This is a genomic window from Streptococcus dentasini (assembly GCF_053206945.1).
The window spans coordinates 16,781-37,629 of sequence record NZ_JBRUHS010000009.1 but is presented as its reverse complement, the minus strand read 5'-3'; the positions used below and the strand labels follow the sequence as shown (position 1 = coordinate 37,629).

14 protein-coding genes, 1 tRNA gene and 1 other RNA gene are annotated in these 20,849 nt (G+C 44.0%); 11 read left to right on the top strand and 5 right to left on the bottom strand.

The genetic code is table 11. The features are described 5' to 3' along the window. Positions 1–48 precede the first annotated feature (48 nt). From dapD to ACVR1G_RS07545, 5 genes are all read right to left on the bottom strand, one after another. Positions 49–747 carry a 2,3,4,5-tetrahydropyridine-2,6-dicarboxylate N-acetyltransferase gene (dapD, locus tag ACVR1G_RS07565; protein ID WP_447452572.1) on the bottom strand — a complete coding sequence of 233 codons (699 nt, stop codon included), beginning with the start codon at positions 745–747 and terminating at the stop codon, positions 49–51. A gap of 297 nt (positions 748–1,044) precedes the next feature. Continuing rightward, positions 1,045–1,656 (bottom strand): DUF4947 domain-containing protein, encoded by a 612-nt coding sequence (locus ACVR1G_RS07560; protein WP_447452571.1) that lies wholly within the window; start codon positions 1,654–1,656, stop codon positions 1,045–1,047. Positions 1,657–1,712: 56 nt separating this feature from the next. After that, a tRNA-Lys gene (locus ACVR1G_RS07555) sits at positions 1,713–1,785 on the bottom strand. Continuing rightward, positions 1,786–1,977: non-coding RNA, 6S RNA (gene ssrS / locus ACVR1G_RS07550), on the bottom strand. It lies immediately after the preceding tRNA gene. A 72-nt stretch (positions 1,978–2,049) separates the two neighbouring features. Further along, the gene (locus tag ACVR1G_RS07545; RefSeq protein ID WP_447452570.1) at positions 2,050–3,318 is read right to left on the bottom strand and encodes a replication-associated recombination protein A; all 1,269 of its coding nucleotides are present in this window, start codon (positions 3,316–3,318) and stop codon (positions 2,050–2,052) included. Between the two features lie 150 nt (positions 3,319–3,468). On the opposite strand from ACVR1G_RS07545, the gene ACVR1G_RS07540 reads away from it, so the two are divergent. The 11 genes from ACVR1G_RS07540 (at position 3,469) to ACVR1G_RS07490 (ending at position 20,849) form a co-directional block, all read left to right on the top strand. Next, entirely contained in the window at positions 3,469–3,939 is a 471-nt protein-coding gene (locus ACVR1G_RS07540; protein WP_447452569.1) for a DUF3013 family protein, read from the top strand. A 31-nt stretch (positions 3,940–3,970) separates the two neighbouring features. Next, complete coding sequence (gene prmA, locus ACVR1G_RS07535) at positions 3,971–4,924, top strand: 50S ribosomal protein L11 methyltransferase (protein ID WP_447452568.1); 954 nt, start codon at positions 3,971–3,973, stop codon at positions 4,922–4,924. Beyond that, positions 4,925–5,668, top strand: coding sequence for a 16S rRNA (uracil(1498)-N(3))-methyltransferase (locus tag ACVR1G_RS07530; protein WP_447452567.1), 744 nt, complete (start codon positions 4,925–4,927; stop codon positions 5,666–5,668). It begins immediately after the preceding gene. 281 nt (positions 5,669–5,949) lie between these two features. After that, positions 5,950–8,172 carry a RelA/SpoT family protein gene (locus tag ACVR1G_RS07525; RefSeq protein WP_447452566.1) on the top strand — a complete coding sequence of 741 codons (2,223 nt, stop codon included), beginning with the start codon at positions 5,950–5,952 and terminating at the stop codon, positions 8,170–8,172. Positions 8,173–8,236: 64 nt separating this feature from the next. Beyond that, complete coding sequence (dtd, locus tag ACVR1G_RS07520) at positions 8,237–8,680, top strand: D-aminoacyl-tRNA deacylase (protein WP_447452565.1); 444 nt, start codon at positions 8,237–8,239, stop codon at positions 8,678–8,680. Between the two features lie 356 nt (positions 8,681–9,036). Beyond that, a complete protein-coding gene (locus ACVR1G_RS07515; protein ID WP_447452638.1) occupies positions 9,037–12,657 on the top strand; it encodes a glycoside hydrolase family 66 protein in 3,621 nt (1,206 codons plus the stop codon). A 168-nt stretch (positions 12,658–12,825) separates the two neighbouring features. After that, a complete protein-coding gene (locus ACVR1G_RS07510) occupies positions 12,826–16,134 on the top strand; it encodes a right-handed parallel beta-helix repeat-containing protein (protein ID WP_447452564.1) in 3,309 nt (1,102 codons plus the stop codon). 347 nt (positions 16,135–16,481) lie between these two features. Then, a complete protein-coding gene (locus ACVR1G_RS07505) occupies positions 16,482–16,775 on the top strand; it encodes a WXG100 family type VII secretion target (protein ID WP_447452563.1) in 294 nt (97 codons plus the stop codon). 116 nt (positions 16,776–16,891) lie between these two features. After that, positions 16,892–20,050 carry a type VII secretion protein EsaA gene (gene esaA, locus ACVR1G_RS07500; protein ID WP_447452562.1) on the top strand — a complete coding sequence of 1,053 codons (3,159 nt, stop codon included), beginning with the start codon at positions 16,892–16,894 and terminating at the stop codon, positions 20,048–20,050. A gap of 36 nt (positions 20,051–20,086) precedes the next feature. Then, positions 20,087–20,626: a type VII secretion protein EssA gene (gene essA / locus ACVR1G_RS07495; RefSeq protein ID WP_447452561.1), complete on the top strand. Its 540-nt coding sequence runs from the start codon at positions 20,087–20,089 to the stop codon at positions 20,624–20,626. Continuing rightward, a complete protein-coding gene (locus ACVR1G_RS07490) occupies positions 20,613–20,849 on the top strand; it encodes an EsaB/YukD family protein (protein WP_447452560.1) in 237 nt (78 codons plus the stop codon). Before essA ends, ACVR1G_RS07490 begins: the two co-directional genes overlap by 14 nt.

The window sequence follows — 20,849 nt, the reverse complement described above, 5'->3', positions numbered from 1 at the left end:
CTTTCCAGCTGATTACCCCGTCTCACTCTGATATAAAGCTGATTGAAATTAGAGATTACGCAAGGCGTCTTCTAGGGCAGTCTTTTGCTGTGTCTTCTCATCAATTTTTTTGATGACACGAGCAGGAACACCAGCAACAACAACATTCTCTGGAACATCTTGAGTCACAATAGCACCAGCTGCAATAACAGAACCATTACCAACTTGAACTCCCTCGATAACGACTGCATTAGCACCGACAAGTACATTGTCGCCTATACGAACAGGCTCAGCACTGGCAGGCTCAATCACACCAGCTAGAACTGCACCAGCTCCAATATGGCTGTTTTTACCAACGGTAGCACGGCCACCTAGAATAGCTCCCATATCAATCATCGTACCAGCTCCGATTTCAGCGCCAATGTTAATGACAGCCCCCATCATGACAACAGCGTTATCCTCAATAGTAACTTGATCACGGATAATAGCCCCGGGTTCAATACGAGCATTGACATGGCGTTTATCCAACAGAGGGACTGCAGAATTACGACCATCTTGTTCAACGACATAATCTTTGTTTTCAGTCAGATTGACAAGTAAAGGCTCAATAGCCTGCCAATCGCCAAAGAGCACATTTCCTAATTTGGTTACTTGGGCAGGAATAGCCCCAGACAAATCTCCCTTAAAAGTCACCTTAACATTAGTCTTTTTTTCAGCATTGCCAATGTAGGCAATAATTTCTTGTGCGCTCATCTTTTGTGCAGTCATAAGTGTCTCCATTCCTTTCTTATTTAGCCCTTATTATACCAAAAATTCAGAAAATCGCGAGAGAACTTTCAGAAAAAAGATAGCAAAAAAAGAGTGGGATCAACCAAAAATTGAAAATTTTGGTTGATCCCACGTCCTAGTTTTTAGATGATGATCTGAAGCGATCCCTTCCCAGACTTTGGATGTTGGGGATAAGGCTAAATCGACTGACCTAGCTAGCTTAGTTTTATCCCAACAACTGCGTTAAGAGTTTATTCCAAAACAAGGAGACTGGACGAGCTTTTACCCAGCCTTAGGTTAACGCCAATAAGCGTAGTCAGGATCGGGGGTCATATAAGACAGCTTATTGCTTCCCTTAGCAAAGAGGAGAATAATATTTTTATCACTATACTCATAAATATAATAATGACTCAGATTATCGAGAGAATAATCAGTTGCAGCAGCGTAGAATGCCCTTGCCTCTTCACGCGAAATTTTATCGGACTTAAATAAACTGACAATGCGTTCTTGTTCCTCTTTTTGTAATATTAAAGACATATCAGATCTATTTGTAACGGTTCGACTAGGTTCGCCTAAAATATCCTTGACATTGTCATTAGTATACCCCTTATACTCTGGAGTGGAGGCTGAAAAGCCTGATTCATAAGACTCATAGTAAATCTCACTACCGTCAGTAGCATAAATCTTATCTGTCTTAGCAGAGCCCGCATCTTCTGGTAAATCCTCTGGATGACGCTTGCTGCTAAAATTTTTCTTGCCACCGATTTTTCCGTCATTTATACTTTGAGCAGAATTGGAGGTTGATACTGACTTGTCAGTGCTGGTCTGTCTCTTAGAACTACAGGCTGCTAAAACAGCACAGGATGCTAAGAGGCACAGCAGTAAAAATAATCTTTTTCTTCCCATCATAAACCCCTAGCAAATAAAAAGACCTATTAAACATAGGCTTTTACTCCTTAAGTTTATCCTCCCTGTAGGGCTCGAACCTACGACCCACGGATTAAGAGTCCGCTGCTCTACCAACTGAGCTAAGGAAGGAGAAGAGCTGTATTGGTACCGGTGGTCCACGTTTTGTATTGAACCCGCAAGATAAAGCAGGTGGGCAACTCGCTTTTACTTAGCTGCTTCCGCGTGAAACGGCTTGCATACTGTAAAAAGACTTATGTTTCCCAAAATACAAAGATTTAGTCGGTCAACACAGTGATGTGGACTCGTATACCACAGCAGTTTTATGATCTTATAATACCATTTTTGAAAATTTTTTCAAGAGGTAAACACGAGTTTTTATGAAATTTAGGCGGTTTACTCAGAAAGTTTATCAATTCTTTCCTTATTTGCCCTAAGAGCCCGTTCATATTTGCCCGTCTCATTGGCTTGAAAATAATTAACACCCAAAAGTTTATCAGGTAAATACTGTTGCTTAACCCATTTTTCCGGGTAAGCATGGGGATAGAGATAGTCTTGAGCATTACCTAATTCTTTACTACCAGCATAATGTCCATCACGTAAATGACGGGGAATCGGAAGAGTGCCAGATTTCCGTAAATCAGCTAAGGCGGCCTCCATAGCCGTGTAAGCCGAGTTGGACTTGGGCGAGAGTGCTAGGTCAATGACAATATTGGCAATTAAGATACGGGCTTCAGGGAAACCGATTTTTTGAGCAGCGTCTAAGGCTGTGACAGTGTGAAGCTGAGCCTCAGGATTAGCCAGACCAATATCCTCATAAGCAATGACAATCAATCGCCGAGCCAGACTGGGGAGATCGCCCGCTTCAACCAAACGAGCTGCATAGTGGAGGCTGGCATCGACGTCAGAACCACGGATAGACTTCTGTAGGGCTGATAAGGTATCATAGTGGCCGTCTCCATCTTTGTCCATGGTAATATAAGACCGCTGCAGACTATTTTCAACTGTATCTAGAGTGATGTGGCGCTTTCCCACCTCATCGGGCTGAGTAGACATGACAGCCAGTTCCAAAGAATTAAAAGCGGAACGTAGATCCCCGTTAGTCGCTGTAGCGATAAAATTTCTGGCGTCATCATCCAGCAGAATCTCAAAGTCAAAGCCTCGCTCTTTATCAGTAATAGCCCAGTCTATAGCTTCTTTGATATCCTTATTAGACAAGGGTTCTAGCTCAAAAATCTGTACCCTGCTGCGAATGGCTGGTGTCACTGAGAAAAAGGGGTTCTCCGTAGTTGCCCCAATCATAGTAATATTCCCATTTTCTAACAGAGGCAAAAGAAAATCCTGTTTGGTCTTGTCTAGGCGGTGGATCTCATCCAACATGAGCACAAGCCCACCAGAAAATTTAGCCTCCTCAGCGATTTCCTGCAGGCGCTTTTTAGTATCAGTAGTTGCGTTAAAAGTACGAAAAGCATATTGACTGGTTCCTGCAATGGCGCTGGCAATCGAGGTTTTGCCGATCCCAGGCGGACCATAGAGAATCATGGACGACAACATGTTGGCTTCGACCATCCGGCGGATGATCTTACCTTCACCAACTAAGTGGTCCTGACCGATAATCTGATCAATATTCGTCGGACGCATACGAAGTGCAAGATTTTCTGGCATGACTCCCTCCTTGACCTTACTAACTTTATTGTAACATAAAAGCACTTAGAACAACTTCATATAAAAACGCTATATAAAGATGCAAACGATAAACGTTTTTCTTCTCTGTAAAATGATATAATAGGAAAAAATGCAAAAAGGGAGCAACTGATGGCTAAGTATGGATTTTTATCAGTTTTAGAGGAGGAGTTGGAAGAGCGCTTTGATTTTGATTTTGCCATGGACTGGGACAAGAAGAATCATGCGGTCGAAGTAACTTTTGTGCTTGAGGCACAAAATACGGCTGGTGTTACAACAGTTGATGACAAGGGAGAAGAAAGCAGCGAAGACATCGTCTTTGAGGACTATGTACTCTTTTACAATCCAACTAAATCACAGCTTGATGCGCAAGATTACTTGGTGAGCATTCCCTATGAGCCTAAAAAGGGCTTATCGCGTGAGTTTGTTGCCTATTTTGCAGACTTCCTCAATGATACTGCAACAGACGGACTTAGTAGTCTCATGGATTTTTTAGCCGATGAAGATGCAGAGGAATTTGCTATTGCCTGGGATGATATAGCTTTTGAAAAAGGTAGAGCAGAGTTAAAAGAAAAGGAATTTTATCCTTATCCGAGATACTAATAGATAGAAAAAAGGAGTAGTATTTTAGCTTATGAATAACTGGCAAGAACTAACCATAACAGTCAATCGTGAAGCAGAAGAAGCAGCTTCCAATATTTTGGTTGAATCAGGCAGCCAAGGGGTAGCGATTGATGACAGTGCAGACTATCTCGGTCCGATCGGTAAGTATGGTGAACTATTTCCGGAGGTTGAGCAGGTTGAAACTGTCAAAATTACGGCCTATTATCCCGAAACTGTCAATATGGAAGACATCGAAAAAGAGGTCAGTCAGCGTTTGGCAGAGCTTGCTGATTTTGGTCTAGAGACAGGTCAGGTAGAGCTTCTCACTCAGGAACTAGCTGAGGAGGACTGGGCAGAGAACTGGAAACAGTACTACGAACCAGCTCGTATCACCCGTGACTTAACCATTGTCCCTAGCTGGACAGACTACTATGCTCGTGCTGATGAGAAAATCATCAAGCTAGATCCAGGAATGGCCTTTGGAACAGGAACCCACCCAACAACTAAGATGAGTCTTTACGCCTTGGAACAAGTTCTACGGGGAGGTGAAACAGTGTTAGATGTGGGAACGGGTTCTGGTGTCCTTTCTATTGCCAGCTCCCTCCTTGGTGCTAAAGAGATTTACGCCTATGATTTGGACGATGTTGCTGTGCGCGTGGCTCAGGAGAATATTGATCTCAATCCAGGGACTGAAAATATTCGTGTAAGAACAGGTGATTTATTGCGAGGCGTTGAAAAACGAGCGAATGTCGTAGTGGCCAATATCTTGGCAGATATCCTGATTTACCTAACTGACGATGCCTACCGCCTGCTAGAGGATGAAGGTTATCTCATCATGTCTGGTATTATTACGGATAAATTAGACATGGTTTTGGAAGCGGCCTACAGCGCAGGCTTTTTCTTAGAAACTCGGATGATCCAAGGCGAATGGAATGCTTTGGTATTCAAGAAAACAAATACGATCTCAGGCATAATTGGAGGCTAGATGCAGCAGTATTTTATAAAAGGACCAGCGATAAATCCTGTTACTATCACAGATAAGGAGACCATCAAGCACATGTTTCAGGTTATGCGTTTGACGGATGGTGACGAGCTTGTCTTAGTTTTTGAAGATGGCGTGAAACACTTGGCTAGGGTGGTAGATAGCTCTATTCATCAGCTTGAGTTGGTAGAAGAACTCGCGGACAATGTAGAATTACCCATCCATGTAACGATAGCCTCTGGTTTTCCCAAGGGGGATAAGCTGGATCTCGTAACACAAAAGACTACAGAACTTGGAGCTAACTGCATCTGGGCTTACCCTGCTGACTGGTCAGTTGTTAAATGGGATGGTAGGAAATTAGCTAAAAAAGAGGAGAAATTAAATAAGATTGCCCTAGGAGCTGCCGAGCAATCTAAACGCAATCATGTACCAGAAGTCAAATTGTTTGAAAAAAAGGCTGATTTTCTAGATCAATTCGCAGCTTTTGATAAGATCTTCATCGCTTATGAAGAAACAGCTAAACAAGGACAACTGTCAGCTTTAGCGCGAGAGCTGTCTAATCTTGAAGCAGGTATGAATTTGCTCTTTATCTTTGGTCCTGAAGGCGGCATTTCTCCTTCAGAAATTGCAGCCTTTGAAGAACTAGGTGGAATCAAGATTGGACTTGGTCCTCGTATCATGCGGACTGAAACTGCCCCATTATACGCTTTGAGTGCAGTCAGTTATGCCTTAGAGTTGGAGAGATAAGAAAAAGTTGAGACGATTAATGGCTTACCTATTTGTGGTAAGCTTTATTTATCATCTGAAAAAGACTATAAAAGTAGATGAGGAAATGGCTGAAAAAATTCAAGATCCTGCGTTCAACCTGTGAATCGTTTAAATTCTCTTCTCCTTATAGAGTAGAATTTTGAACAACCAGCAGTTCGAAATTTTATATAGGCCAAAATTGAAATTTGGCAACTTTTCTTCCTATATAAAAAGTGTTAAAATTAAGGCAACTAGTTCAAGTTTTAGTAAGGGGAAAGTGTATGGCAGAGAAACCTAATTTATCAGGTGGAGAAGTTGTCAACTTAGTCCAAAATTATATGAACCCAGATGATGTTGCCTTTGTACAGAAGGCCTTAAATTATGCGACAGAGGCTCATAAGGAGCAGCGCAGACAATCTGGAGAACCCTATATTATTCACCCAATTCAAGTTGCAGGAATATTAGCAGGACTAAAATTGGATTCTGTAACTGTTGCTTGTGGTTTTCTGCACGATGTTGTTGAAGATACAGACGCCAGTCTTGATGATTTAGAAAAAGAATTTGGCCTAAATGTTCGTCAGATTGTAGATGGGGTCACAAAACTTGGTAAAGTTGAATATAAATCTCATGCAGAACAATTAGCTGAAAACCACCGCAAAATGCTGATGGCAATGTCCAAAGATATACGGGTTATATTGGTAAAGTTGGCCGATAGGTTGCACAATATGCGGACCCTAAAACATTTGCGGCCAGATAAACAAAGACGTATATCCCGTGAAACCATGGAGATTTATGCTCCGCTAGCGCATCGTTTAGGGATCAGCGCTATCAAATGGGAATTAGAAGATTTAGCCTTTAGGTATCTCAATGAAGCAGAGTTCTATAAAATTTCCCACATGATGAAAGAAAAGCGTCGTGAACGTGAAACTCTGGTAGATGAGATTGTCAACAAGATTAAGGATTACACCAGTGAACAGGGCCTTGAGGGCAAAATTTACGGTCGCCCTAAACATATCTATTCTATTTACCGTAAAATGCGCGATAAGAAAAAACGGTTTGACCAGATTTACGATCTAATTGCTATTCGCTGTATCATGGATACACCGAGTGATGTTTATGCCATGCTGGGATATATTCATGAACTTTGGCGCCCTATGCCTGGTCGTTTCAAGGATTATATAGCCAATCCAAAATCTAATGGTTATCAATCTATCCATACAACCGTTTACGGGCCCAAAGGTCCGATTGAAATTCAAATTCGCACCCAAGAGATGCATGAAGTGGCGGAATATGGGGTTGCTGCTCACTGGGCCTACAAAAAGGGAATTAAAGGCAAGGTTGATACGAAAGAATCCGCTATTGGCATGAACTGGATTCAAGACTTGGTTGAATTGCAAGCTGGTTCCAATGGTGATGCTCAAGAATTTGTAGACTCTGTTAAAGAAGATATCTTCTCTGAGCGGATTTATGTCTTTACCCCATCTGGTGATGTACAGGAATTACCTAGGGATTCAGGACCAATTGATTTTGCTTATGCTATCCACACTCAGGTTGGAGAAAGAGCTGTCGGTGCTAAGGTTAACGGACGGATGGTGCCGCTGACAGCCAAGCTTAAAACAGGTGATGTTGTTGAAATTGTCACCAACACTAATTCGTTCGGTCCTAGCCGTGACTGGATTAAATTAGTCAAAACGACCAAAGCCCGTAATAAAATTCGTCAGTTTTTTAAAAATCAAGATAAGGAAATGTCCATCAGTAAGGGACGTGAACTATTAGTTGATTATTTTCAAGAACAAGGGTATGTGGCCAATAAGTACCTAGATAAGAAGCACATTGAAGAAATCTTACCGCGTTTAAGTGTGCGTAGCGAAGAGGCTCTTTATGCTACAATCGGCTTTGGAGAAATGAACCCTGCTGCTGTTTTCAATCGTTTGACCGAAAAGGAACGCCGCGAGGAAGAACGTGCTAAAGCCAAGGCTGAGGCGGATGAGTTAATAAATGGCGGTGAGGTTAAGCATGAAAACAAGGACGTGCTCAAGGTTAAAAGTGAAAACGGGGTCATTATCCAAGGGTCATCAGGTCTTTTGATGAGAATTGCCAAGTGCTGTAATCCTGTTCCGGGTGATGAAATAGAAGGCTATATTACGAAGGGACGAGGGGTCGCCATTCATCGGGCGGACTGTCATAATATCAAGAGCCAAGAAGGCTATGAGCAACGCCTGATTGAGGTCGAGTGGGATGAAAGCAGCAAGGTTGGTCGGGACTATTTGGCAGAAATTGATATTTATGGGCTCAATCGTTCCGGTCTGCTTAATGACGTTCTTCAGATAGTCTCAAACCAAACTAAAAGTATTTCTACAGTCAATGCTCAACCAACGAAAGACATGAAATTTGCCAATATCCATATTAGCTTCCAAATTCCTAATTTGACAGCCCTGACAACGGTGGTTGATAAGATTAAAATTGTGCCAGATGTCTATTCCGTAAAACGAACAAATGGCTAATGTTACCTCAATAAGCTTGGAAGGTCAGCCCTAAAAGAAACAGAAAAAAGGTCAGCTAAGTATTATGAAAATTGTTATCCAGCGAGTAAGAAAAGCACAAGTTGTTATTGCCGATAAAACTGTATCTGCTATTGATCAGGGATTACTGTTACTGGTTGGTATTGGACCAGAAGATGGTCAGGAAGATTTAGATTACGCTGCTCGTAAGATTGTGAATATGCGTATTTTTTCAGATGCTGACGGCAAAATGAACTTATCCATTCAGGATATCAAGGGGCAGATTCTTTCAGTATCGCAATTTACCTTATTTGCAAATACGAAAAAGGGAAATCGACCGGCCTTTACTGAAGCTGCTCACCCACAAACTGCCCAAAAACTCTACCAAGATTTTAACCAAATATTGTCGCAAACTCTTCCGGTTGTTACGGGTGAGTTTGGTGCAGACATGAAAGTTAGTTTAATCAATGACGGACCTGTTACGATAATTTTAGATACAAAAAATCGTTAGGATAATGTGGCACTAAGAAAAGATTTGATGATATCGATTATTTGATCATCGAAATATTTTAATCAACAAAATGATTCAGAATTGTAACAAAAAAGAAATAATCGCAAATGCCTAAGTTTTATGGAAATGTAAAAAAAGCAGAAGTCAAAGGGACTCTGCTTAATTTTTTGCTTTAAAGAAGCAAAAGAAATTTTGCGGTTTTGGGGTTTTTATGTAAATGTTTTTTGTAAGAATATGGGTTGTATTTTCATAAATTTTCAATAGAATATAAGCTGCGAGTTTTTCTGAAAGGGAATACCCTTAATGGAAAACTGCTTAAATTTTATTAGAAGGAGAATAAGGTTGTGAAAAATAAAATGCTAACTCTCCCCAGCATGTTATTTCTACTTGCCTTCGGAATGGTACTCTGTTTATCAGCTCAAACTGTTTATGCTGAAGATACTGTAAATAATCTTCCATCAGTTGCTGAAGAGACCTCCCCCACCTCTGTAGATGTATCAACGAATTCGACTGTTGATGCAGGACAGACGCAAGCTCTGGCCCCGCCAGTGAAGGAACCTCCCGCTGATGTGCGTCTTGAAGCTAATCCTCAGCAAGTTTCTATCACTTCTGAGGCCAATACAGAATTGCAAAATTCTGCCGAGCAGACCCCTCCGGAGACAGCTGAAACAGCTGCTCCAGCTTCTAGCTATCTTGTTCAGCAAGCTCAAGATAGCCAAAATAGGGTGTCAGGTTCTAACATCGTCCGTGCTTCCAGCGCTCAAGTTGTTAATACCCGCTCCATTGTTGCTTCTAGGTCTGGCAACGCTATTACGGACTTATCAAGTGATAAGGCCAGCTATAGACCAGGCCAAGATGTCAATCTGTCTGTTGATTTCACAAACACAACAGACACAGCTCAAGATATCACAGTCTATGCTGATGTTTACTATCTCGAAAACAAGATTGGATCTTACAAGTTTACCAAGAACCTCGCTGCCGGTGATAGCTATGCTATGCAGGCTGGCGATCTGAAAATTCCAGCTTCTCAATTTGAAAATGATCGTGGTTACCTTGTAAAAATCAAGGTGGTCGATAGCCAGAACAATACGCTCGGTGAAATCAACCGTGCCATTGCTTATGAAACTGACTGGACCAAATTCCCACGCTATGGCGTTGTAGGTGGTTCACAAGACAGCGAAAATGGTGTCCTAGCACAGGATGCTGAGAGATACCGTGCTGCTTTGGAAAAAATGAAGAATATGAATATCAACTCGTATTTCTTCTATGATGTTTATAAATCAGCTACGGCTCCCTTCCCAAGTGATGATCAAGTATTTGAACAGATGTGGACGAGCTGGGCTCCCCACCCTAAAATTGATACTAAAGTTATAAAAGATATTGTCAACCAACTTCATGATGGTGGAGCAGTCGCTATGCTCTATAATATGATTTTGGCTGAAAATGCAAATGAAGCTCCTGTCCTTGATAATGCAGAAGTAGAGTATGCTTATAATGCTAACGATACGGAGTTTTCTGGTAGAAAAGGCGAAGTGATGTCTTATGCACCAGCTTCCCAGCATTACTACAATCCAAAGAGTAGCAGATGGCAAGAACTGATTGCTCAGCGTATGGGCGAAGCTATGAAAAATGGTGGCTTCGACGGCTGGCAAGGTGATACCATCGGTGATAACCAAATCTACGACTATTCTAACAAAGACAGTGCTGACGACAGCAAGAAATTCTGGATGACAGAAGGTTACGCAGAGTTCCTTCGTGCCATCAAGGAAAAATTACCCAACTACTACTTAACTGTTAATGATGTTAACGGTGAGCAAATCCAACGTCTAAAAGATGGCAATCAAGACGTTATCTACAATGAAATTTGGCCTTTTGGTGGCGGTTCAGCTTACCTAGATGGCCGTAGCCAAACAGAATACGGCGACCTTAAAGCTCGTATAGACCAAGTTCGAAGCGAGACAGGAAAATCTCTAATCGTCGGCGCCTACATGACAGGTGACGAAAAAGAGGGTGCTAGAAACGATGCAGAAGCAGGCAGACCCCTGCAGACAGATGCCGTACTTCTGACAACAGCCTCTATTGCGGCTGCAGGTGGCTACCATATGTCTTTGGCCGCTTTGGCTAATTCTCAAAATGATGATGGTCAAGGTATTGGGGTTCTCCAAAATGCTTATTACCCTAATCAAGCCTTGAAAACCTCAAGTGAATTAACTCGCAAAAACAATGATTATCAGCAGTTCATCACAGCTTATGAAAATATCCTGCGTGATGGTATTGAAAACGATAATGCAATCGTAAATACCTATAACTCGGATAACAATCTTCTTTCAACAGACATTAAAGGCCTAAATGGTCATCAAGTATGGACTTACGGTAAAAAGGGTAACAATTTTAGAACCGTGCAAATGATCAACCTAATGGGGATTAATTCTGACTGGAAGAATGAAGATGGTACTGCAGCTAAAAAGACACCAGATGAACAAACCAATCTGACCGTTAGATATAATCTAGGTGATGTATCTATGGAAGAAGCACAACGTATGGCCAATCAAACTTATCTTGTTTCTCCAGACGATTGGTCTAAATCTAATATGCAAAAGGTTTCTGCTTCTGTAGAAACTGACGAAAACGGTGAACCCGTTCTCGTCATCAATGTCCCTAAATTAACACTTTGGAATGTCATTTACATCTCAAGTGCGCAACAAACTCCAGCTCAGCCAAATCTTTCAGAAGAAACGAACCCGGCAGAGCCTGAAACAGAAGTCGCTCCGCAAACTGATGAATCAGCTCCAATTGAGGCTGACCAGTCCCCATCTGGTGAAGCTGAAGTTAGCCCTGTAGAGCCAGCTGCAGAACCTGAACAGTCAGTTCCAAGTGAACCATCACGACCAGAAAACAGTGAGGCACTGTCAGAATCAGGAACTCCAGCTACTCCAGAAATCCCAGTGCTAAATGAACCATCTCAGCCTGAGCTTCCTGCAGCTTCAGAGCAGCCAGTAGATTCGACTGAATCGGCCCCTACTCCAGAATCAGGAACTCCAGTTGGGCCAGATGCTTCAACACAGCCTTCAGCACCTGAAAATAGAGATGAAAATGGCTCAATGCTTAACCCTACGATTCCAAATGAATCAGAGGAAGCACAAACAGATGAGGCTGTCCCTGCGGCTTCAGAATCAGAAAATACTCCGCAAGCTGAGCAGCCAGTTCTAGGTGAACTAGCGCAACCTGATGCTTCTGCAGCTTCAGAGCAGCCAGTGGATCCGACTGAGTCGGCACCTGTCGCCCCTGAAGCCCAGCCTGAATCAGGAACTCCGGTGCCCCCCTCTGAATCTGAACCATCAGAACAGCCAGAAAATTCAGAGGAGACCGGGCTTGTACCAGAGCAGCCAGAATCAGAACGAGCTTCGCAGGACGTTAGGGAGTCAACAGATCCAGTTCAAAATGTAACTGAGCAATCTGCTACAGGAGATCCAGCCCAGCTAACTAATCAGTCTGAGCCAGGAGCAAAGGCTGAACAGCTTGCAACTCCTGTTAACAATAGTGCAGAAGTACAGCCAAATAGACCTCCACTTCAACCAGCTCATCAGGCAGTAATAGCACCTGATTCAGCAGCAGATAAGATGATTGATCCTGCTGCTCCAGCTAGTGGATCAGATAGGAACGGTGATAGGGCTTTCGCAGACCCGTCAGAAAGACCTAGCCAGTCCGGTGACACAAAGAACAGCCCCCATACGCCAATGCTTCCCAAGGATCCTGCGGCTCTTGGAGAACTTGGACAACCAGCTTCTCCAAAGAATCCGGAGATGAAGTCCTCTTCGACTGGTGAGGCTAACGCTGCCGACCCTGCAACTCAAGAAAGTTCAGCATCATCGAAACAGCTGCCAACAACTGGCGATAAGACCTTAGCTCTCATCCTAGCTGTCGGTGTGGTTACTCTTGGTGTGACCGGCCTATTCATGAAACGCGAAAGAGACTAACTCTTTAGAGGATAAGCTTATCGAGTCATTACTCTCTTGCTTGTCCTCTCCTAGTTGTGGGAAAGTTTCAGATCTTTGAGCGTAAGACAATCCAGAAATAAATAATAATAACTTTTAGAAAACAGTCCAATGAAGAATTGTTTCTTGGACGAAAGGAAAGGAGGGTTTATGCCTATCTACAAACGAACAGCTGCTGTCCTTATGGGCTTAGCAGCATTTGGTATGGTCTGGCAGGCAACGACAGCCAGTGCTGATGAAGTTGCTGAGAGTTCAGCACCAGTCTCAGATGTAACTGTCGCTCAGCCAGATGCTCGGGCGACAGCTGGCCAAGTTGTTAGTGAGCCAGCGAGCCCTCAAACAGAAAATACACAGCCGCAAGCATCCGCTACGGCTAACACTGTTAGCAATGTAGCAGATAGCTCAGGCTATGGAGCACAAGTTCCCTATACGACTTATGAAGCAGAAAATGCTAGCCTAGCCAATGGCGCCAAGGAAGAGTATTCAACAGACACAGACTCAACTGCTGTTGAAGCTTCCTATCAAAAGTATGTAGAACTTCCAGAGCAGGGCTCATCAGTGTCGTTCCAAGTACAAAATCCAGCTAATGCTATTAATGTACGCTATACTATTCCTGATGGGGCATCTGGTCAGCTAGATGTCCAAGTCAACGGTAACAGTGTTGCCAATCTTGATCTATCGTCTAAATCAGCTTGGCAGTATATGGATGGCGATATTCCTAGTGATTCGCCCTCAGCCAATTCACGAGCACGTTTCCGCTTTGATGAAGTGCACACCCTTTTAAATGGTGTACAGATTAATGCAGGGGATACGCTATCTCTTGTGAAAAATAGGGCCGATAATGTTGCTTATGGTATTGATTTTATCGAGTTGGAACAAGTAGGCGATCCAATTGCTCAGGGTTCCAACGCCATTAATATCACCTCCAAAGGTGCCGTAGCTAATGACGGCCTTGACGACAGCCAAGCCCTCATCGATGCCCTTAATGAAGCGAAGTCAACTGGAAGGGATGTTTATATCCCAGAAGGCCAATTTGACCTGGCTAGAAAAATTGGTGTTGATGCTTCAAACATCAAGATTTCCGGTGCCGGTATGTGGCACACCAAACTCCATTTCACCAGCGATCAACCCTCTGGTGGTGGCTTCGATTTTAACCATAACGTGAACAAGGTTGAATTGAGCGATCTTTATATGGATTCAAATTTAACATCGCGTTATAATGAACAAGCCCAGTACAAAGCCATTGCCGGCTCCCTTGGTTCGGATTCTTCTATCCATGATGTCTGGTTAGAACACTTTGAATGTGGCTTGTGGATCGGCGACTACGATACATCAGGCGGTTTTAAATATACTGATGGTTTAGTCGTTAAGAACGCTCGTATCCGCAATAACCTCGCTGACGGTGTGAATTTCGCACAAGGTACAAGAAATTCATCTGTTATTAACTCAAGTATTCGTGGTAATGGTGATGACAGCTTGGCTACCTGGTCCAGCAATCACAGCGGTACGGATGCTCCTGCTACTGAAAACAACAAGTTTCTCAACAATACTATTGAATTGGGATGGCGTGCCGGGGGTGTCGGAATCTTCGGCGGTAAGGGCCATGAAGTTGCCAACAATATTATTAAAGATAACTTTGCAGGAGCAGGTGTACGCCTAAACACCGTTTTTCCTGGCCATAATTTTGACAGCAATGATACAGGGATCAATATCCACGATAACTACCTTTTAAATACAGGTACGACAAGTGATTTGTATGGCATTTCACGCGGTGCTATTGATCTTGAAGCCCAAAACGGTAGCATTAAGAATATTTCTGTTGCAGATAACAAAATTTTAAATTCATTCTCAGAAGCCTTTAAAGCTAACTTCCAACTGACTGAGGCAGGCAGCGGAGAGGATGTCCGCTTTGCAAACAATACAGTAGCTAATACTGAACTGCCGCAGCCAGATCACTCAGTAGTACCAATGCCAAGTAATCCAACTCCAGAAGGACAGCCGGAGCCAGAAGCACCGGTGCAGCCATCTGAGCCAAACGATCAAGCAGACACGCCTGCTAATCCTAATCCCGAGCAGTCGGACGCCCCATCTGTTCCCTCAAATGGGAACCAAAGTGAAGCTCCATCTGCGCCGGGGGCTGATCAACCAAACGCTGGTGGACAAGCTGATGAAGCGGCTCCAAGCCAACCATCGCAGCCGGAAAATGATGAAAAAGCAACACCGGATTCATCAGAAACAGGAACAACACCAACGCCAGAGGTACCAGCTCCAGGCGATCCTGCCCCAGAAATGCAACCTGAATCAGGAGTTCCTGAGCAGCCATCTGAACCATCAGGACAACCGGAAAATTCAGGAGGAACAGCGCCAGTAGATCCTGAAGCAACACCGCAACCAGATCTCGCAGTCCCTTCGGAACAAGCTCCAGGAAAGGAAATACCGGCACAACCAGACGATCCGACACTGGATCAGCCATCAGGTTCTGAAAATAGCAGCGAAGAGAGCGGCACAGCTCCTGCACCTGCCATTCCAAAACCACAGGTCGATGAGTCTACCCCTGCAGTGCCAGAAATAGAAGGGACTCCGCAAGCTGAGCAAGCAGTTCCAAGCGAGCCCGCCCAGCCGAATACTCAACTCAATCCTGAGCAGCTATCTGAACCATCAGGACAACCGGAAAATTCAGAAGGAACAGCGCCAGTCGATCCTGAGGTAACTCCAGAGTCTGAAAAAACGCCGCAAGCAGAGACTCCGACACCAAATGAGCAGTTCCAGCCGTCTGGTCAGACCAATACCCCTGCTGGAGCCGATCAAGCACTTGATCCGACAAGAGACTCAGTAACCCCAGAACAATCTGCAGAACCGACCGACCAAGCTAACGGCAACGGTCAAGCACAGGTTCTGCCTGACCAAGAAGGCTCAGACTCTTTTGAGGTACCAGGAACAGATCAACCTCAAGCTGGTAGTCAAGCAGAAGATCCTTCACAAGGTGAATCAATCCCTGTACCAAATATCAATGCAGTCACCCCTGATAGTCAGACAGAAGTTGCAAATCCACCAGCATCGGACGTAGTGACTCCAGCCCAGCCTACTGCTCCAGCAAATTCGGATGCCCCTGTCCCAGCCCCTGCAGGTGACAACAGTCCCCTATCTGATCCTGTGCAAGGACGAGATCCGGCAGTTAATGCTGGTGCTGCTGACCCAGAAGATTCAAATAAGCCTTCTCAAAGCTCAGTGACACCAGTCGAAGCAGGGCAGCCAACATCACCGCAAACCCCCAATATGAGCAGTTCACCTTCAACGGCGGAAAGCAGTGATAAAGATACCCCTTCTAATGCTGGTGGGCAGCCAAATGAGTTACCGCAAACCGGTGATAATACTAAGGCTATCAGTGTCTTCTTTGTTCTTGGATTTGCTGTTATTGCTGGTTTAGCCTTTCTTGCTAAACAGGAATCGCAAATCTAAGGCAATGTTGCAATAAAGTAACAAAATTCTGATATTACATTATGCCTAAGGGTTCTAACAAGGCTAACCAGATAGGATGGTTAGCTTTGTTTCTTGTTTTGAAAAGCAGTGTAATACACGCACTAATCGCTAGGACGGTCTGGTTTTTCTCCATGATTCTTACGATCAGTGTAAAAATCTTGAAAGGGACTTAAATTGTGTGACTGTGAAAGTTTTTGGGTGTAGGTAAGTTTTAACTAAACAATTGAAACAAAAGTATAACAATCATGTAACTAAATTGTTATTGAAAAATTACTTAAAAATTAGGATACTATGTACAAGTATAATTAGAAAGGAAGGGTTTATTTATGGCTGGATTAATTAAATTGACGCCAGATGAGTTGCGCACATCAGCTCAGAAGTATACGCAAGGTTCACAAAGTGTCCAAGATGTTTTGACATCTCTGACTAATGAACAAGCTGTTATCTCAGAAAACTGGGATGGTAGTGCTTTTGATGCTTTTGAAACGCAATTCAACGACTTGTCCCCTAAAGTTAGCCAGTTTGCGGAATTGCTGGAATCCATCAACACGCAGTTGAATAGTGTTGCTAGCACTATTGAAGAAACTGATAATGATATTGCCTCGCAAATCGGAAAATAAAGGGTTTAAAGGGAGCAGGAAGGGCCAGTCCCTCCCTGCTTTTATTATGTAAGCCAGCAGTTTTCAGTAATCTTAACTAACTGCTGGCTCACATAATAAATAAAAAATTAGAAGGAATGACTGTCGTGAAAAAAAGAGTGCCAAAAGCTCTGAAGCTTGTTGGAAATATAGTCCTTATTGTTGCCTTATTTTTTGGAATTTTAGGATTGAATCTCTGGCTGCAGCGGGTTCATAGAGAAAAGGCGGTAGCTGAAGCTAATCGCCTAAATATCGCCGTTATTAATGAAGACAGAGATGTAACGGATAAAAAGGAAACCTATCACTTGGGTGATGATTATATCAAAACGCTGGAGCGAGATGACAGCCAAAATTGGACAGTAACGACACGCTCAACAGCAGAATCAGGCTTGAAATCAGGCCGCTACCAATTAGCGGTTTATATCCCTAGTAATTTTTCGTCCAAAGTTCTGGATATTAACAATGTTTTAGTTGATAAAGCAACCGTAACCTATAAAATTAATGCCAAGGGAAGCCAGCAGATAGAAGCCAAGGCTAAGCAAGCTGGTGATAAAATTGTTTCTGACCTCAACAGCAGGCTGGTCAACATGTATATGGCTTCTGTTCTGGGCAATCTTTACACAGCCCAGCAAAACGCCCAAGCGGTTTCTGAACTGCAGCACAAGACAGTCGGTACCTACCAAGCAACCCTCTATCAGCCGGTTATTAATTTTGAAAACGTCTTTCCGAGTCTGACGGGTCTCTCCAACAGCAGCCTGCAGTCTTCTTTGAGTCTTTCGAAAGCTTTGTCAGAGGCGGCTCAAAAGGCGGAACAAGATGGGGTTGATACCTCAGATATGATGCCGACTTTGGCAAGCTTGATCGCTGACTACAGCCAAGGAGAGATATCAGCTAAGGACTACACTCAAGGTACAATGCAGATGGATTCCAAAGCACTCTCCGACCAGCTGTCTGCCATGACTAAGGCCTTGGAAAAACTAGAAGGGGATCAGGCTAGTGTCTCCAGCCTCCTTGGGACAGTACCGCCTGAAGGAGCCGATGGCGCTGCACCGGAAGCACAAGATAACTCTGATCAGGCTAACAATAACGATGATGAAAAGAATCAGCCAGAAGGAGATGGTCGTCGAACTATCGATGATAGCCAAAAGGAAGCTGATGACAGTGGTGACAAGGAAAAAAACTACCAAGAATCTTTAGAACAAGCTTCTTCTCAGCTGGATACACTAGAAACGCAATTAAAATCGGTCAAGGAAAAAAATGATAACAGCGGTCAGACCAAACCCGTTGAAGCTGTGGTCAGGGAAGAACTAGAAAAATACTATGGAAAAGCCCTTGATCAGGTGACAGTTAAGGATCTTTTAGCAAAAGATTCTAGCTTAAATCAGAGTTTAGAGACCTATCAAGCCCGCTTAACCAGTCTCAAGGACTTGCTTTCTCAGTCGGTGAGCGCTCTGCCAGCCGATAAGGTAGCCGATGTGGCCGGTGATCTGAACGGGGTCACAGATACCGATTACAGCAGTCAGATTACCCAATATACTGATGCCGCATCAGCGTCTAACTATGGCTACAGTGCAGGAGATGCTGCTGGCCTCAAATCTAAGCTGGCGAGTGCGGCTCAGGCAGTCCGTGACTACGATACCGAAGATGTTAAGGCCTCAACAGAGGTTAAGACCGAGACTCAGGCTAGCCTGAGCTGGGATAAGGACAAGGTGACTATTGAGTCTTGGTATGTAACCAAGGATGGGGCTCCGACTGAACCTGTCAGTCCAGACACCCCAATCACGGTTGATCTCAGCCAGAATAACACCTTCCACTACAATATCAAGCCTAACAGCGAAGCTCAAGGCAGCGGGGTAGTGAGTGTCAAACTAGGCGGTGTTTCTGTGAGTCAAACAGAAGGCAAGACTATTGATGCCAAGGACTATGCTCAAAAGGTTGAAACCTACGCTCAGGCAGCACAGGCCGTAGTGGCAGCCTACAATCATACGGGCAGTCTTCTCAAGGCCTACTATCCAAATGGTGCTGACCAGTCAGGGGCTGACGATTTTCTCAATCAGAGTGCTGAAGACCTCTTAGTTAGTTTGCTAACACCTGCTATTTCAAATGCTCTCCATACGTACTCGTCTGATGTAGAAGTTGATCAAGCATTGAAAACCCTGAAAGAAAGTCGCCAGACTTTAAAGGACAAGTTAGGAACAATCATCTCTACTAATGATCAAGTTGAGGCAGATATTAGTGAAACAGTAAGCCTCCTAAAGGAGCTTCAAAAAGGCGGTGCCGGTAAGGTCGATGAGAAAGCAGCCAAGGAGCGTTCAGATAAGTCATCCGATTTATCGAAAAAGCTGGCTAAACTGATCTCGCAATCCCAAGCCCTCAAGTCCTCTGCCCAGTCCAATGCCAAGGCAGCTTCCTCTGTCTCCAAGACTTTTGATTCCTTCAATAAGGCAGCGCAAAAGGCCCAAGATGACGGTAAGAAGCTGTCTGCGGATGCCAAGGTCTTGATGACGAAGTTTAATCAAGAGTTATCCGAGACTAATGATTTTGTCAAATCTTTTAAGGATGTCTTAGATAATGCTTACGATAACGGGGTTCCGAATGAAGCCCTCTTGGAATTTCTATCCAGTCCGGTTGTCTCGCGCTCAAGCTCCTACAAATCTCGTGTGACGACTGCGAAGCCTTTTACTTGGATCTTACTGTTGGCTGTTATTAGTTTATTTAGTGCTTATCTCTTTGCCACGCAGGATCTTATTGGACGTGTGAAGAATCAGTTTGCTAAAGGGCTATTTGCGGATACAGATCCGCTCAATGTCGGTACCTTGAGCGCCCTAGCTCTAATTGAAGGGATGGCTCTGGGGATTGCCTCAGCTAGATCTATGGCTCTGGACCGGGATTTGGTGCCTTCTTGGATTCTAATCTTTGTGCTCTTTAGCTTGGTACTGCTGCACGGTCAGTATTTTGTACTCAAGCATCTGCGCTCACTGGGAATGGGCTTAGTGCTCTACAACTTAGTCAGCTTTGTATACTTCTCCAATGCTCTTGGTGCCAGCGTTGGTTTGACTGGCTGGATGCGTCAGCTCAAACGCTGGAACTTCCTATCGCTGATGGAGAAGACCTTGGCGGCCTATGTTGACCATATCACAGCTGACGGCAAATTGATTGTTCTCCTGCTTTTAGCTGTTGTGGCAGTCATTACCTTGAATATGCTGGTACGCTTCCCATGGGAGGGGCGGCCTCAAGAGGTGTCAGAGAAAGCCTAGCAGAAAAATAGATATTAAAGACATAAGGAGGTTGTGATGCTTGCTTTGGTGAAAATGCGGTCGCTAGTTCAAACGGTATTAAAGCAGCGCCGCTTCAAAAGATATTTAGCACTGGCTCTTATCCTGGGCTGTTTCCTCTTTTCACTGAGAGTTTCAGGAATAACAGTAAGAGATAACCGTTTGCAGTTTCAGACCAACCGAGTGGCGCAGGATCAAAATGAGACCCTAGGGCAGCAGTCCAAGCAGGTCAGGAAGCTCTTCAATCCAGAGGAAACACAGAAGCTGGATGCGCGCAAAGACGGCAAGGCAGCCCTTTCTGGTCAGCAGCGCCAGCTCTTTCAAACAACAAAGGCTGTGAGAACCAGTCGCAAGCAGAGTCAGACACCGCTCTTTCAGGCTAGTGTTACTCATACGCTGGATATTAGAGCCGGACAAGATGAAGACCGCTGGAATATGACAGCGGTCCTATTGTATAGTGGGGTCATGTTAGTGACCCTAGGAGCGGCAGGAACCATAAGCTGGTTTATGGCCCGCCGTACTAGACAAGAAGAGGAATCAACACATGCAGGCGATTAACGTGACGATTGATTTAGGCAAGCGACAAGTGGATCTCAGAATCCCTCGTCGCCTAACGGTTAAACAACTATATGAAGAATTAAGACAGATTTACCAATTGCCCAAAATGATCACCTCCCCCCAACTTCTGGTGATCAATAAAGGTTTAGTTTTATCGGAAGCCACTTATCTGTCCGATTATCCGATTACCACTGGAGATTATCTGCGTTTAGAGGAGCTTTAA